Origin of the sequence: Halomonas sp. SS10-MC5, assembly GCF_015992245.1 — a bacterium.
In the GTDB taxonomy this organism is placed as follows: domain Bacteria; phylum Pseudomonadota; class Gammaproteobacteria; order Pseudomonadales; family Halomonadaceae; genus Halomonas; species Halomonas sulfidoxydans.
In genome coordinates this window covers 2387419-2402876 of the sequence record NZ_CP065435.1, presented here as the reverse complement: position 1 = coordinate 2402876, position 15458 = coordinate 2387419, and the positions used below count along the sequence as shown (strand labels likewise).

The window sequence follows — 15458 nt, the reverse complement described above, 5'->3', positions numbered from 1 at the left end:
CATGACTGCACTTTACGATCGGAATTCCCCGGCGCGGCCGAACGCCTCGCTGAAACCGTCCTGCGTGACGGGTAACCTGTCCGTGGTCTCGTCGGGCGTCACCTCGGGCGAGCCGGTACTGGCCTGGCTGGAGCAGATCCTGCTGGAACGCTTCGGGGTGCCGCTGCACCTGGAGCGCGACGGCCCGGAGCGGCTCTATCTGCGCCACGCCGACGCGCCGGGACAGCTGCTGTTCGACCGCCTGCAGCCGGGCTTCTACCTGGCCGGCGGGGACCTGCCGCACTGCCAGTGGGATGCCGCGGCCGAAGGCTTCAGTGCGCCGCTCGACTCGCCGCTGCCGGCCCCGGGCGCCGCCAGCCTGCCGCGGCCGCTGGTCGAGCCGATGTCGGGCGGGCTGGCGATTCACTACGACATTCTCGGCCTGACCTACTGGATGCTGTCGCGGCAGGAGGAGGTCGACGCCCAGGTGCTCGACCGGCACTGTCGCTTCCCCGCCAGTGCCTCCCATGCCGGCCGTCACGGTTACCTGGACCGGCCCGTGGTCGACGAATGGCTGGCGGTGCTGGGCCAGATGATCCAGCGCCAGTGGCCATGGCTGCAGCTGCGCCGGCATGCGTTCACCCAGCGCCCGTCCCACGACGTCGATCGCCCCAGCCGCTATGGCTTTGCCCGCGACGTCAAGCTGGCCCGGGCCATGCTGGGCGATGCGCTGCTGCATCGCCGCCCTCAGGCGCTGGTGGTGGGGCCGTGGGTCCGCCTGAGCACCCGCCGCCGGCTGCATCCGCTGGATCCGCTCAACACCTTCGACTGGCTGATGGACGTCTCCGAGTCCCACGGCCTGAGCAGCGCTTTCTACTTTATCTGCGGCCGCACCGACCCGCGCAAGGATGCCGACTACGAACCGGAGCACCCGGCGATGCGCGAGTTGATGCGGCGCCTTCACGAGCGCGGCCACGAGATCGGCCTGCACCCCAGCTACCACACCTTCCGCAACCCCAAGGAGCTGGCCAACGAGGCCATGCGCCTGCGCCGGGTCTGTGCCGAGGAGGGCATCGAGCAGGCGCAGTGGGGCGGGCGCATGCACTACCTGCGCTGGCAGATGCCGCTGACGCTGCAGGGCTACACCCAGGCCGGGCTGGATTACGACACAACCCTGGGCTACGCCGAAGCGCCCGGATTCCGCTGCGGCACCTGCTTCGAGTATCCGGCGTTCGACCCGGTCAAGGGGGAGCCGCTGGCGCTGCGCATCCGGCCGCTGATCGCCATGGAGGCGTCGGTGATCTCGCCGCTCTACCTCGGGCTCGGCACCGGGGAGGAGGCCTTCGCATGCTTCAGCAGGCTCAAGGCGCGCTGTCGCGCCATGGGCGGGGTTTTCACCCTGCTGTGGCACAACTCGGAACTGACCACGTCTGCCCAGCGCGAGCTCTACGAGCGCGTGCTGGCCGATTGAGCGCAGGGGTATCGGCATGGTCCTGTCCGGTGATGCGCTGACGACGCGCGCCTCGGCCATCGGCTTCTTCGTGCTTTTCCCGGGCTTCATTCTCTATCACACGCTGGTGGCGATGGGGGTGATCCCGGCGGTGCTGGGCGGCCTGTTCGGGGTGGTGTCGGTGTTGATGTTCATCGTCTACTGCGCGCTGCTGCCGTCCCAGCTCTACCTGCTGCTGACCGCATCCCGCGGCTACGCGCTGGTCACGCTGTGCTTCTTCGTCTACGTGCTGCTGTGGTCGGCGGTCAACTACGGCCTGATCGGGGGCAGCGTGATGCAGGCGGCGCTGATCCAGACCGTCGAGACGCTGGTGCTGTGGCTGGTGCTGTTCGTGCTGGGCTACCGCATCCCGCTCGACTCGCCGCGACTGGCGCGGGCCTTCTGGATCGCCTTCGTGCTCATTGCCGGCTATCTGGCGTTCCACGTGGCCACCACCGGCCAGTGGATGTTTTTCGCCCGCCGCATGCTAGAGGTCGAGGCCGAGGCGGGGGACAGCGTCTCCACCTACCAGGGCTATGCCCGCAGCGCTCTGGTGCTGCTGCTGTTTCTGATCGCCGTCAGCGAGCGCGCGGTGGTACGCGCCGTGCTGATCGTGCTCGGCGCCTTCGTCATGTTCGTGCTGGGCGCGCGCTCGGAGCTGTATGCCTTCCTCGCGCTCTCGGGGCTGCTGCTGCTGCTGTGGGCAGGCATGAGCGTCAAGTACATGCTGACGCTGCTGGCGGTCGTCGGGGTGCTCATGGCGCTGGTGGTGAGCCAGTTCGAGGCGCTGGCCGGCAGCCGCCAGCTGCAGATCTTCGACCTGTCGGGGACCAGTTCCTGGCTGGCGCGCCAGAACCTCGGGCAGCGTGCCGTGGCGCAGATCCTCGAGAGCCCGCTGCTGGGCCGCTTCGGCGGGCATATCGCCTCGGCGCAAGTGACCGGCGGCTATGCCCACAGCATGCTCTCCGCCTGGGTCAACTACGGGCTGCTGGGCTTTGCCCTCTACCTCGGCCTGACGCTGTTTGCCTTCGTCGGCGCCGCCTACCGCCTGATCCTGCTCGGCGATCGCGGCGGCAGATGGGTCTTCGCCTTCTCCGTCAACTTCGTTTGCCTGCTGCTGATGGTGCTGGCCAAGCCGGTGTTCTGGCCACTGCCGGCGCTCGGCTGGGGCGCCTTCGCCAACGCCCTCGTCGCCTCCCGCCGGGAGCGCGACGCGGATGACATGGGGTACGCCGGCACGCTCGGCCGCCACGATGACGAACCGGGGCAGCACGACGCTGCAAGGGATTTACAAGGACGCAACGATAATGAAAGTGGTACACCTGACCTCCGCCCATCCGCGCTATGACACGCGGATCTTCCACAAGCAGTGCCGGTCGCTGGCCGCCGGCGGCTACCCGGTGACGCTGGTCGTCGCCGACGGCGAGGGCGACGAGGAGCGCGACGGGGTCGTCATCGTCGACGTCGGGCAACTGCCCGGGCGCCTCAACCGTATCTTGAAGACGACGCAGCGTGTCTTTGATCAGGCCAGGCGGCTGGATGCCGATCTCTACCATCTGCACGACCCTGAGTTGATGCCGGTGGGGCAGCGGCTCAAGCGGCTGGGCAAGCGCGTGGTCTACGATGCCCACGAGGATCTGCCGCGCCAGATGCTGGCCAAGCACTATCTCGGCAAGTTCACGCGGCACGTGCTGTCGCGCGGGGTCGAAGCCTATCAGCGGCGGGCCTGCCGTCGCTTCGATGCCATCGTGGCGGCGACCCCCTACATCCGCGATCGTTTCGGCGAGTTCCACCCCCGGGTGGTGGACGTCAACAACTTCCCCATGCTCGGCGAGCTCGACGGGGCGCTCGATGCGCGCCTGGCCGCGAGTCCGGGCGAATCCCAGTCGGTGTGCTACGTCGGCGGCATCGCCGAGGTGCGCGGCATTCGCGAGATCATCCGCGCGATGGAGGGGGTCGGCCACGATTGCCGGCTGCAGCTCGCCGGCGACTTCAAGACGCTGGCCCTGGAGCAGGAGGTGATGACCTACGCCGGCTGGGCGCGGGTCGAGGCGCACGGCTACCTCGATCGCGCCGGGGTCCGCCGAGTCATGGCCGGTTCGGTCGCCGGCCTGGTCACGCTTCACCCCATCATCAACTACCTCGATGCCTTGCCGGTGAAGATGTTCGAGTACATGAGCGCCGGGCTACCGGTGATCGCCTCCGATTTCCCGCTGTGGCGGGAGATCGTCGAGGGCAGCGACTGCGGGCTGTGCGTCGACCCCCTCGACCCGGAGGCCATCGCCGAGGCGATCGAGTACATCGTGAGCCACCCCGAGCGCGCCCGCGAGATGGGCCAGAACGGCCAGCGGGCCGTGGTCGAGCGCTACAACTGGCAGCAGGAGGAACGCAAGCTGCTGGACACCTATCGCGCCCTTGCCCGCTGACCGAGGCTCCCATGAGACACGTCTGGATCCTGAATCACTATGCCAAGCACCCCGACGCGGCCGGCGGGGCCCGTCACTTCCAGCTCGCCCGGCACCTGCCGGCACACGGCTGGCACGCCACCTTGATTGCCTCCAGCGTCGACCACCCCAGCGGCGAGCAGCGCCTGGAGAAGGGCGAGCCCTGGCGGCTGGAGACCATCGACGGCGTGAATTTCCTGTGGCTGCGCACCTCGAGCTACCGCGGTAACGGGGGCGGGCGCATGAAGAACATGCTGGAGTACGCCTGGCAGGCGATGCGGCCGACGCGCCTGGCCGAGCTCGAGCGTCCCGACCTGATCGTCGGTTCGAGCGTGCATCCGTTCGCGGCCCTTGCCGGCTGGTGGCTGGCGCGACGCCACCGCGTGCCGTTCGTGTTCGAGGTGCGCGACCTGTGGCCGCAGACCCTGATCGACATGGGCCGGCTGCGGGAGGGCGCGGCATTGACCCGGGCGATGCGCCGGCTCGAGACCTTCCTCTACCGCCGGGCGCGTCGTGTGCTCACCCTGCTGCCGCGGGCGGTGGACTACATCGCCCCGCTGGGCGTGCCGGAGGAGCGCGTGGTGTGGCTCTCCAACGGGGTCGACCTGGCCGCGTTCCCCGAACCCGATGCGCCCGCGCCGCGGCCGCCCGAGATGCCGCTGTCGCTGATGTACTTCGGCAGCCACGGCGAGGCCAACGGGCTCGCGGACCTGCTGGAGGCCATGGCGATCGTCAAGGCCGACAGCCGCGCCGGCGAGGTACCGGTGCAACTGCGCCTGATCGGCGACGGGCCGGGCAAGCGCGAGCTGATGCGCCAGGCCAGCGGCCTCGGGCTCGACGGGCGCTGGGTACGCTTCGAGCCGCCGGTACCCAAGCGCGAGATCCCGGCGCTGGCCAGCGAGGCCGACGCCTTCGTCATCACGGTGCGCGACCTGCCGCGGCTATATCGCTTCGGCATCAGCATGAACAAGCTGTTCGACTACATGGCCGCGGCGCGTCCCGTGATCATCGCCTCGGCGGCGGTCAACGATCCGGTGGCCGAGGCGGGGGCCGGCATCACCGTCCCGCCCGAGGATCCGCTGGCCCTGGCCGAGGCGATCAAGCGGCTGGCGGCGCTGCCGCCCGATGAGCGCGCCCGCATGGGGCGGGCGGGTCGGGCCCATGTGGAAGCCGTCTACGACTACCGGATCCTGGCCGAGCGCCTGGCCGGGATCATGAACGACGTAATGGATGAGAGGCAATGAAGCGACTGTTCGATATCGTGCTCTCCCTGGTGGCGCTGATGCTGCTCTCGCCTGTGCTGCTCGTGGTGGCCGTGCTGGTGAGGCTGAGGCTCGGCTCGCCGGTGCTGTTCCGCCAGACAAGGCCGGGGCGGCGCGGGCGTCCGTTCGAGATGATCAAGTTTCGCACCATGCGCGATGCCGTCGACCGCGACGGCAATCCGCTGCCCGATGCGGCGCGCCTGACCCCTCTGGGCCAGCGGCTGCGCGCGGCCAGCCTCGACGAGCTGCCGGAGCTGTGGAACGTGCTCAAGGGCGACATGAGCCTGGTCGGTCCGCGTCCACTGCTGATGGAGTACCTGCCGCTCTACACGCCGCGCCAGGCGCGGCGCCACGAGGTGCGCCCGGGCGTGACCGGCTGGGCCCAGGTCAACGGCCGCAACGCGCTCTCCTGGGAGCAGAAGTTCGAGCTTGACGTGTGGTACGTCGACCACCGCTCGCTGTGGCTCGACCTGCGCATCCTGCTGCTGACGGTGAAGAAAGTGCTGGTTCGCGAAGGCATCGCCCATGACGGCGATGTCGCCATGCCGAGGTTCCGTGGAGGCCATCCTCATGAGTAATCGTCATCGTCTCGCCATTCTCGGCGCCAGCGGCCACGGCAAGGTGGTGGCGGATATCGCCCTCCACGCCGGCTGGCGGGATCTGGTCTTCTACGACGATGCCTGGCCGGAGAGGACGCGTCACGAGCACTGGGAGATAAAAGGCACGCTGCCGATGCTGCTCAACGACCTGCCCAACTTCGAGGGGGTGGTGGTGGCGATCGGCCATAACGCCATCCGCGAGGCCAAGCTCGATGCCCTGCTGACGCAGGGTGCCAGGATCGTCTCGCTGGTGCATCCGCGAGCCACGGTCAGTCCGATGGCCCGTCTCGGCCCGGGATGCGTGGTCATGGCGGGGGCGATCATCAATGCCTTTGCCGAGCTCGGCATGGGCACCATCGTCAATTCCGCCGCCACCGTGGATCATGACTGCCGCCTGGGCGCCTGTGTGCACGTCGCGCCGGGCGCCAACGTGGCCGGCGACGTGGAGATCGGTCGCACCAGCTGGATCGGCGCCGGCGCCGTGGTGCGTCAGGGCGTGGCGATCGGCGAGGCCGTGATGGTCGGCGCCGGGGCGGCCGTGGTCTCCGACATCGATGGCAACCAGGTGGTGGCCGGCGTGCCGGCACGCCCGCTGGCGTCGGCTCAGGACGACGACGACACGCCTCCCAGTGGGTCGAACGTGCTGCGCTTCGACCTGATTTCACCGCAAGGAAGATCATGATGCTCAACGGACCTTTTTCTCCCTGGCCCGCCTTCACGCCTGAGGAAGCCGATGCGGTGGCGCGCGTGCTGCTCTCCAACCGGGTCAACTACTGGACCGGCGATGAGTGTCGCGAATTCGAGCGCGAATTCGCCCGCTTTGCCGGCAGCGAGTACGCCATCGCCGTGGCCAACGGCAGCGTCGCCCTCGACCTCGCCCTGCGTGGGCTCGGCATCGGCGCGGACCCCGCCGACGAGGTGATCGTCACCTCGCGCACCTTCCTGGCCTCGGCGTCGAGCATCGTCACCTCCGGGGCCACGCCGGTCTTCGCCGACGTCGACCGCGACTCGCAGAACGTCACCGCCGAGAGCGTGGCCGAGAAGATCACGCCGCGCACCCGGGCGATCGTCGCCGTGCACCTGGCCGGCTGGCCTTGCGAGATGGATGCGCTCATGGCGCTGGCCGAGCGCCACGGGCTCCATGTGATCGAGGATTGCGCCCAGGCCCACGGGGCGCGCTACCGCAGTCGCAGCGTGGGCAGCATCGGCCACGTCGGCTGCTGGTCGTTCTGCCAGGACAAGATCATGACCACCGGCGGCGAGGGCGGCATGGTCACCACCAGCGACGCCCAGCTGTGGCGTCGCATGTGGGCCTTCAAGGACCACGGCAAGAGTTGGGAGGCGGTGTACGAGCGCGAGCACCCGCCCGGCTTCCGCTGGCTGCACGAGAGCTTCGGCACCAACTGGCGGCTTACCGAGATGCAGGCCGCCATCGGGCGTATCCAGCTCGGGCGCATGCCGCAATGGCATGCGGCGCGCCGGGCGAATGCGCAGCGTATCTGGCGGGCGGCAGCCGGCTGCCCCGGCCTGCGCGTGCCTGAGGTGCCGCCGCACTGCGACCATGCCGCCTACAAGTGCTACGTCTTCGTCGAGCCAGAACGCCTGGCAGCGGGCTGGGATCGCGACCGCATCATGGCCGAGATCAATGCCGCCGGGGTGCCGTGTTTCTCGGGCTCCTGCTCGGAGGTGTACCGCGAGAAGGCCTTCGACGGCACCGGCTGGCGCCCCGCAGCGCCACTTCCCGTTGCCAGCGAGCTGGGCGACACCAGCCTGATGTTCCTCTGTCATCCGACGCTGACCGAGGGTGAGATCGCGCGGACCTGCGCGGTGCTCGAAGAGGTCATGGCGCGGGCCTGTGCCTGACGCCCGGAATCAGGCGGGTGCGTCGGCGCCCGCGGTCATGGAGAGACGACATGCGAGACCTGCTCCAATCCCTGTTCCGCCTGCCCAGACGGCAGAAACGCACCATCCAGCTGGTGGTGGACTGCGTGCTGATCGCCACCAGCTTCCTGCTGGCCATGCTGCTGCGCCTGGAGAGCTGGGCGCCCCTGGCCGAGGCGCAGACCTGGATGGCCTTGCTGGTGATGATCCCGCTGAGCCTGGTGATCTACGTGCGGCTCGGGTTCTATCGCGCGGTGATCCGCTACCTGGGGCCCAAGGCGATACGTGCCGTGGTCATCGGGGTGGTGGTGTCGGCGCTGTCGCTGCCGCTGGCCAGCTATCTCTTCGCGCTGGGGATCCCGCGCAGCGTGCCCTTCATCTACGCCATGCTGGCGCTGCTCACCATCGGTGGGGTGCGTTTCGGGCTGCGCGCGATCTACCTGCGCAGCCAGATTCGCCATAAGCCGCGGGTGGTGATCTATGGCGCCGGCGCGGCCGGGCGCCAGCTGGCGGTGTCGCTCAGCCATGGCGAGGAGTATTTGCCGATCGCCTTCGTCGACGATGCGGTGAGCCTGCAGAACACCTACATCGAGGGGCTCAAGGTCTATCCGCCGCGCCAGCTCGGCTACCTGGCCGACACCTATGGCGCCTCGCGGGTGCTGCTGGCCATGCCCAGCGTGAGCCGGGCACGGCGGCGCGAGATCCTCGCCGAGCTGGAGCCGCAGGGCTTCCCGGTGCAGACGATTCCCGGCGTGGTCGACGTGGTGACCGGGCGCGCCAGGATCAGCGAGGTGCGCGACGTGGCGGTGGAGGATCTGCTCGGTCGCGACCCGGTGCCGCCCAATCCCACCCTGATGGAGGCCAACATTCGCGACAAGGTGGTACTGGTCACCGGCGCAGGGGGCTCCATCGGTTCCGAGCTCTGTCGCCAGCTGCTGCGTCACGGACCCAGGCGGCTGCTGCTGCTCGAGATCTCCGAGTTCGGGCTCTACCGCATCGAGCAGGAGCTGCGCCGCATCGCCAGGGACGAGGGGCTCGAGGTCGGCATCGAGGCGCTGCTCGGTTCGGTGCAGCATCGCAAGCGGCTGACCACGGTGATGAAGGCCTTCGAGGTGCAGACCGTCTATCACGCGGCGGCCTACAAGCATGTGCCGATGGTCGAGCACAACGTGGTAGAGGGCGTGCAGAACAACGTCTTCGGGACTCTCTCGGCCGCCCGTGCGGCGATGGACGCCGGGGTCGAGACCTTCGTGCTGGTGTCCACCGACAAGGCGGTGCGGCCGACCAACGTCATGGGCACCACCAAGCGACTGGCCGAACTCATCTGCCAGGCCTTCGCCAAGCACCAGGAGGCGACACGATTCTGCATGGTGCGCTTCGGCAACGTGCTGGGTTCCAGCGGTTCGGTGGTGCCGCTGTTCCGCGAGCAGATCCAGGCGGGCGGGCCGATCACGGTGACCCACCCGGACATCACCCGCTTCTTCATGACCATCCCCGAGGCCGCCCAGTTGGTGATCCAGGCGGGTGCCATGGCCCGCGGCGGCGACGTCTTCGTGCTCGACATGGGCGAGCCGGTGCGCATCGCCGACCTGGCGCGGCAGATGGTACGCCTGTCGGGGTTGAAGGTGCGCGACGAGCACAGTCCGGATGGCGACATCGCCATCGCCTACAGCGGCCTGCGTCCGGGCGAGAAGCTCTATGAGGAACTGTTGGTGGGCGACGACGTCGCGGCGACCTCGCACCCGCGCATCATGACCGCCCAGGAGGTGTTCTGGGAGTGGCCGCGGCTCGAGGCGTTCCTCGACCGGCTGTTCGAGGCGTGCCGTCTCTTCCAGCACGACGGGATTCGCCGCCTGCTGCTGGAGGCGCCGACGGCGTACCGGCCGGAGGGCGAGATCGTCGACCTGGTGTGGCTCGAGAAGCGCCATCGCGAGGCCCCGCCGATGGCCTCCAACGTCGCCATCATGCCGCTGCGCCCGGTGCTGGAACGGCACAAGTAGGCGGCATCGGTCGAACGCCTTGGCGGCCCGGGACGGCCGCCAGCCGGTGTCATCGCAGCCGGCGCATCGCACGCGATTTGATTGCCCTAGCCAGTGCATCACGGCTCGAGGTCGTGGCACCGTTCATGGAGAAGAGAGCATGTGTGGCATCGTAGCTGCAGTGGGGGCGGACAACGTCCTGCCCATCCTGATGGAAGGTCTCAAGCGCCTCGAATACCGGGGCTATGATTCAGCCGGTGTCGCCCTGGTGGAAGCCCCCGGCAAGCTGGGCCGCGCCCGGGAAGTGGGCAAGGTGGCGGCGCTGGAGCGGCTACTGTCGGCGTCGCCGCTGACGGGCATGACGGGGGTGGCCCACACCCGCTGGGCGACCCACGGCGAGCCCAGCCAGGACAACGCCCACCCCCACGTCTCGGGGCGCGTCGCCGTCGTCCACAACGGTATCATCGAGAATCACCATGCGCTCAAGGCCGAGCTCGTCGCCGATGGCTACGTCTTCGTCTCCCAGACCGACACCGAGGTCGTGGCGCACCTGGTCGAGCGCGAGCTGAAAGCCCGGGGAGACCTGCTGCTGGCGGTCGAGGCGGCGGTTGCACGGCTCGAAGGCGCCTATGCCCTGGGGGTGATCGATGCCGACCGGCCCGATCGCGTCGTCGGCGCGCGCCACGGCAGCCCGCTCGTGGTGGGGATCGGCGAGCCGGGCTGCTACCTGGGATCCGACCCGCTGGCGCTGCTCACGGTGACCGATCGCTTCGTCTACCTGGAGGACGGCGATCTGGTGGAGGCCACGCGCGACGGCTGCGTCGTGCATGGTCTCGACGCCGAGGGGCGGCGTGCCCCGGTAGTGCGCGAGGTGCTGCGCTACGAGCACGACGACCCGGCGGTCGGCAAGGGCGAGTTCGAGCATTACATGCTCAAGGAGATCCACGAGCAGCCGGTGGCCGTGGCCAACGCCCTGGAAGGGCGGCTGGGGGGCGATCAGGTGCTGATCGAGGCCTTCGGCCCCCAGGCGCGCGAGCTGCTGGGCAAGACTCGCCAGATTCATCTCGTCGCTTGCGGGACCAGCTACCATGCGGGCATGGTGGCGCGCTACTGGATCGAAGCGCTGGCCGGGGTGCCGTGCCAGGTGGAGATCGCCTCCGAGTACCGCTATCGCGACGTAGTGGCCCCTCCGGGGACGCTGCTGCTGACCCTGTCGCAGTCGGGCGAGACGGCCGACACCCTGGCCGCCCTGCGCCATGCTCGCAAGCGCCAGGGCGAGAACTACGTCGGGGCGCTGGCGATCTGCAACGTGCCGGGCAGCTCGCTGGTGCGCGAGTCCGACCTCAGCCTGATGACACATGCCGGCCCCGAGATCGGCGTGGCCTCGACCAAGGCGTTCACCACCCAACTGACCTCGCTGATGCTGGTGGCGCTGGCGCTGCGCCAGCTGCATGGCGGCGACCCCGACCTGACGGCCAGGCTGGTGCACCGCCTGCGCTACCTGCCGACCCTGCTGGGCGACACGCTCAAGCTCGACGGCGAGATCGCCGCCCTGGCCCAGCGCTTCGTCGACTACCGCCATACCCTGTTCCTGGGGCGCGGTGCGCAGATGCCGATCGCCCTGGAGGGGGCGCTCAAGCTCAAGGAGATCTCCTACATCCACGCCGAGGCCTATCCCGCCGGGGAACTCAAGCACGGGCCCCTGGCGCTGATCGACGGCAGTATGCCGGTGGTGGCGCTGGCGCCGCTGGACGAGCTGATCGACAAGCTCAAGTCCAACCTGCAGGAGGTGCGGGCGCGCGGCGGCCAACTGCTGGTCTTCGCCGATCCCGAGAGCGGCCTGGAGCAGGAAGCGGGCATGACGGTGATCAAGGTACCCGGCTGCTGCCGCTTCCTGGCCCCCATCGTCTACACCCTACCGCTGCAGCTGTTGGCCTATCACGTCGCGGTGGCGCGCGATACCGATGTCGACCAGCCGCGCAACCTGGCCAAGTCCGTCACCGTGGAGTGAAGGAATCGGTCGGGTGGACATCGCTTCCACTATCCTGAGAGGGTAATCTTTCGACACGGCGCCCGGAAGCCAGGAGGGCAGTTCCCCGGGCGCCGTTGACGGCAGCGTATCAACGGATGAGCCATTGCCATGATCGAAGACAATTCCTATCGACCGCTCCCCGGATCCATGTCGCGCAGCTGGAGAGCCGTGTGCCAGGCGTGGCTGTCGGCCCTGGCCATGCTCACCCTGGGGGCGTCGATGCTGGCGCTGCCGTGGGAGGGTCTCATCGTCGTGCCGCTGCTGCTGCTGGCAGCGGCCTGGCTTGGCGAGGAAGGGCAGGTCGATGCGTTTCCGCGGCGCGAGGATCTGCTGCTCGTGGCCGCCATGGGGCTGCAGGGCCTGGCCTGGGTCGGCATGCTCCTGCTGCACGGCGAAGGCGCCTCCGGTCTGGTCAATGCCTGGCCATTCGCGCTGGCCATGGTCGCGCTGGTGGCGTTCGCCAGGGTCAGGGTCCGTGCCACCTGGCTCTGGGCCGGCCTGGCGCTGGGCAGCCTGGCGGCGAGCGCCTGGGCCTTGTGGCAGCGCGTCGTCGAGGGGACGACGCGTGCCAACGGTCATGAGCCGTTGCACGCCATCCTGTTCGGTAACCTCGGCCTGCTGATGGGGCTGCTGTGCCTCGCGGGCCTGAGCTGGTCGTTTGCCCGGCGGGAGCGCTGGCCCTGGTCGCTGCTGCTGATCGTCGGTGGCCTGGCGGGCCTGCTCACCTCGGCGCTGTCCGGGTCGCGCGGGGGCTGGATCGGCCTGCCCCTGGCGATCTGGGTGCTCTATCGCGGGCATGGCCGCCGCCTCTCGCTGGGCTGGCGGGTGACCCTGGTGGCGGCCCTGATGGCGCTGCTGGGCAGCCTGTATGCGATGCCGCAGACCGGCGTGGCCACGCGCGTCGACAATGCCGTCAACAGCCTGCGCCAGTACGTGGCGGGGGACGACGAGATGACCTCGGTCAGCGCCAGGCTGGAGATGTGGCGGGGTTCTTCGCAGCTGATACTGGAGCGCCCGCTGCTCGGGTGGGGCGGCAGCGGCTACCAGGCCGCCATGCGCGAGCGCGGCGCCGAGGGCGAGCAGGACCCTGCGCTGGGGCGCTTCTGGCACGCCCACAACGATATCCTCGACGCCTGGGTCAAGCGCGGGGTGCCGGGGCTGCTGGCGCTGCTGGCGCTCTACTTCACGCCGCTGTGGCTGTTCGCCCGCGGGGTCGGCGCCGGCTCGGGCGAGCAGCGGGCGCTGGCGGTGGCGGGCACGCTGGTGCCGGTCGCCTTCATCGACTTCGGCTTGACCTACAGCTTTCTCACCTATCCCGTCGGCGGGCTGGTCTACGCGCTGTTGATCACGATCCTATGGGGGCTCTACCGCCAAGCCCATTGACCGGGCTCAGCGCCGGCGCCGGGGGCGTATCAGCACGCGCCGGAAGGTGAGGCTGATGCGCAGCCCGGGGACGCGCCTGGGCAGCAGGGCGTGCTGCAGCTTCGCCTGGCAGCCGGGTCCCATCAGCAGCAGGCTGTCGTGGGGCAGCCAGACATTGAAGGGTGGGTCGCCGCCCTGTTTCCAGCGGAACCGCAGCGGCCGTTCGCTGCCCAGTGTGACGGCGGCGATGACGGGGTTGTCGCCGAGCTCCGGCTCGTCGTCGCTGTGCCAGCCCATGCGCTCGTCGCCATCGGCATAGCGGTTGAGCAGCACGCTGTTGAACGCGATGTCGAGACCCAGCTTCGCCAGCAGGGCGGCGATGCGCTCGCGTATCGCGACGACGTCGGGATGCCACGCCAGCGGCACGAAGTCACGCCCCGAGTAGCGATAGTGCGCCTCGGGGTCGCCCATCCATACCTGGCGGCGGGGAATCGGGTGCTCGCGCCCGTACAGGCGCAGGCGGGGCTGTTGCCAGTCCAGCTCCGCCTCCAGCCTGGCCAGGACCTCACTGGCCGCGGGCTCTCCCAGTACGCCCCGGTAGCGATACAGCGGCGGTGCTGGCAGGCACCGTTCCCAGGCTGGCGTCGCCATGGCGCTAGCGCAGCACCCGGCGCGGGTCGATCGGCTTGCCGCCGAGACGTATGTCGAACAGCAGGTCGAAACGCTCCGTGGCATTGCTGAAGCCCACCTCGCACAGCGGCGTGCCGCGGCTGACACGCGCGCCGTCGTCCACCAGCAGCTTGTCGCACAGCGCGTAGACGCTCTGCAGGTTGTCGGCATGGTGCACGATCACGACGCGACCGAGCTGACGCATGCTGCCGGCGAAGCGAACGTCGCCGTCGGCGACCGCCTTGGCCCGCGCGCCACGGTTGGTGGCGAGCAGCATCGGTTGCAGGGTGCCGCGGCTGTCGGTGCCGTAGGCACGCACGACACGATAATCCTCGAGTGGCCAGGGCCAGTTCCGCGCCGAACCCGGTACCGAACTCGGTGCGGACGCTGCCGTGGGGGGGCTGGCAGGGCGGCTCGGGGTACTGGCGCGACTGCTCGAAGCGCTTGACGAGCGGGCGGTCGTCGTCGTGGTCGAGCCGCGCAGGGGGACCTGGATGAGCTGGCCCACGCGCAGGCGGGTTGGCGCCACACCGGGGTTGGCCGACTGGATGCGCGCCGGCGTGGTGCCAAAGCGCCGTGCGACCGCCGAGAAGGTATCGCCGGGGCGAATCTGGTAGCGGTAGGGGCCGCCGGAGGGGGCTCGCTCCTGCTGGGTGGGAATCAGCAGGCGCTGGCCGACCGCCAGGCGATTGGCGTTGACGCCGGGGTTGAAGCGCTGCAGGCGGGCCAGCGGCACGTCGGCACGGGCGGCGATGCTGCCGAGAGTGTCGCCGCGCTGTACCACGACCCAACTGCCGGCAATGCCGGGATCGCTGCTGCGCTGGACCTCGCCGCCGGGCGAGGCGCAAGCGACGAGCGACAGCAGTGCCAGTACGTAAAGCAGCGTCAGCGCGATGCGAGCGCCTGGTCTTTTTCCTGCCACAGGGCGTTGAGCCATGAGTGGAAGCGTTCCTTGTAGTGCGGATCGTCATGGTAGCGACTGTCGAGCATCCAGCCCGGTACCTCGAGTCGGCGAGCCTCGAGCGTTATCGGCCCTTCGCGTCCGCACAGGAAGCCCCAGAAGGTCGGGTCCGGGTTAGCATAGTGCAAGGTCACGTCGAGGATACCGTCGAGCTGGGCACCCAGCAGGCTCAGCACCTGGGCGACACCGCCGGCCTTGGGGCGAAGCAGATGGCGGAAGGGGCTATTCTGCGCATCGCGCTTGAGCGGGGTAAATCGCGTGCCTTCAACGAAGTTGAAGATGGCGAGCGGCATCTCGCGGGCGCGCTCGCACAGGCGCTCGGTCGCCTTGCGGTCGACCTCCGCCAGTTGCGGATTGCGCTCGATCTGCTCGCGGCGGTAGCGGCGCATGAAAGGGAACTCGAGGGCCCACCAGGCGAGCCCCACGATCGGTATCCAGATGAGCTGCTGCTTGAGGAAGAAGCGCGGCATCGGGATGCGCCGGTGCAGCACCATGAGCAACATGAAGATGTCGGTCCAGCTGCGGTGATTGGAGATCACCAGCCAGCGCTGTTCGGGCGACAGGCCTTCGGGCAGGGTCGCCTCGAGGCGAGGCTTGAGCCAGTGGCGCATCCACCACAGGTTGCAGCCGATCCAGTTCAGCGCCACGCCATTGAGGCCGCGCAGCACGATCAACCGCAGGGGGCGCGTCGGCGTGATCAGCTTGAGCAGGGTCAACAGGATCAGGGGAACCGACCAGAACAGGGTGGTGACCACCAGTAGCAATGCGCTGACGAGCCCCTTCAGGGTCGACATGCCTGAC

Annotated in this window: 13 protein-coding genes; 10 read left to right on the top strand and 3 right to left on the bottom strand. The window is 69.1% G+C overall.

Annotated features, from left to right (window positions below; genetic code table 11):
* Position 1: 1 nt before the first annotated feature.
* From I4484_RS11300 to I4484_RS11255, 10 genes are all read left to right on the top strand, one after another.
* Positions 2-1450, top strand: a complete 1449-nt coding sequence (locus I4484_RS11300; protein WP_234283487.1) for a polysaccharide deacetylase family protein — start codon at positions 2-4, stop codon at positions 1448-1450.
* A 16-nt stretch (positions 1451-1466) separates the two neighbouring features.
* Positions 1467-2816: a hypothetical protein gene (locus I4484_RS11295; protein WP_197447410.1), complete on the top strand. Its 1350-nt coding sequence runs from the start codon at positions 1467-1469 to the stop codon at positions 2814-2816.
* Positions 2776-3894, top strand: coding sequence for a glycosyltransferase family 4 protein (locus tag I4484_RS11290; RefSeq protein ID WP_197447409.1), 1119 nt, complete (start codon positions 2776-2778; stop codon positions 3892-3894). The genes I4484_RS11295 and I4484_RS11290 overlap by 41 nt, the downstream gene beginning before the upstream one ends.
* A gap of 11 nt (positions 3895-3905) precedes the next feature.
* Entirely contained in the window at positions 3906-5156 is a 1251-nt protein-coding gene (locus tag I4484_RS11285; RefSeq protein ID WP_197447408.1) for a glycosyltransferase family 4 protein, read from the top strand.
* Complete coding sequence (locus I4484_RS11280) at positions 5153-5752, top strand: sugar transferase (RefSeq protein ID WP_197447407.1); 600 nt, start codon at positions 5153-5155, stop codon at positions 5750-5752. The genes I4484_RS11285 and I4484_RS11280 overlap by 4 nt, the downstream gene beginning before the upstream one ends.
* Complete coding sequence (locus tag I4484_RS11275) at positions 5745-6455, top strand: acetyltransferase (protein ID WP_197447406.1); 711 nt, start codon at positions 5745-5747, stop codon at positions 6453-6455. Before I4484_RS11280 ends, I4484_RS11275 begins: the two co-directional genes overlap by 8 nt.
* On the top strand, positions 6455-7636 hold the full coding sequence (locus I4484_RS11270) for a DegT/DnrJ/EryC1/StrS aminotransferase family protein (RefSeq protein ID WP_197447405.1): 1182 nt from the start codon (positions 6455-6457) through the stop codon (positions 7634-7636). The genes I4484_RS11275 and I4484_RS11270 overlap by 1 nt, the downstream gene beginning before the upstream one ends.
* 50 nt (positions 7637-7686) lie before the next feature.
* Positions 7687-9654 carry a nucleoside-diphosphate sugar epimerase/dehydratase gene (locus I4484_RS11265; protein WP_197447404.1) on the top strand — a complete coding sequence of 656 codons (1968 nt, stop codon included), beginning with the start codon at positions 7687-7689 and terminating at the stop codon, positions 9652-9654.
* 139 nt (positions 9655-9793) lie between these two features.
* Positions 9794-11644, top strand: a complete 1851-nt coding sequence (gene glmS / locus I4484_RS11260) for a glutamine--fructose-6-phosphate transaminase (isomerizing) (protein ID WP_197447403.1) — start codon at positions 9794-9796, stop codon at positions 11642-11644.
* Positions 11645-11773: 129 nt separating this feature from the next.
* Entirely contained in the window at positions 11774-13048 is a 1275-nt protein-coding gene (locus I4484_RS11255; RefSeq protein ID WP_197447402.1) for an O-antigen ligase, read from the top strand.
* Between the two features lie 6 nt (positions 13049-13054).
* Here the strand turns inward: I4484_RS11255 and I4484_RS11250 are convergent, their stop codons facing one another.
* The 3 genes from I4484_RS11250 to I4484_RS11240 are packed head-to-tail and all read right to left on the bottom strand — an operon-like array spanning position 13055 to position 15451.
* Positions 13055-13678: an alpha-ketoglutarate-dependent dioxygenase AlkB gene (locus I4484_RS11250; RefSeq protein WP_197447401.1), complete on the bottom strand. Its 624-nt coding sequence runs from the start codon at positions 13676-13678 to the stop codon at positions 13055-13057.
* Between the two features lie 4 nt (positions 13679-13682).
* Complete coding sequence (locus I4484_RS11245) at positions 13683-14633, bottom strand: LysM peptidoglycan-binding domain-containing protein (protein ID WP_197447400.1); 951 nt, start codon at positions 14631-14633, stop codon at positions 13683-13685.
* A complete protein-coding gene (locus I4484_RS11240) occupies positions 14582-15451 on the bottom strand; it encodes an acyltransferase (RefSeq protein WP_197447399.1) in 870 nt (289 codons plus the stop codon). Before I4484_RS11240 ends, I4484_RS11245 begins: the two co-directional genes overlap by 52 nt.
* Positions 15452-15458 lie beyond the last annotated feature (7 nt).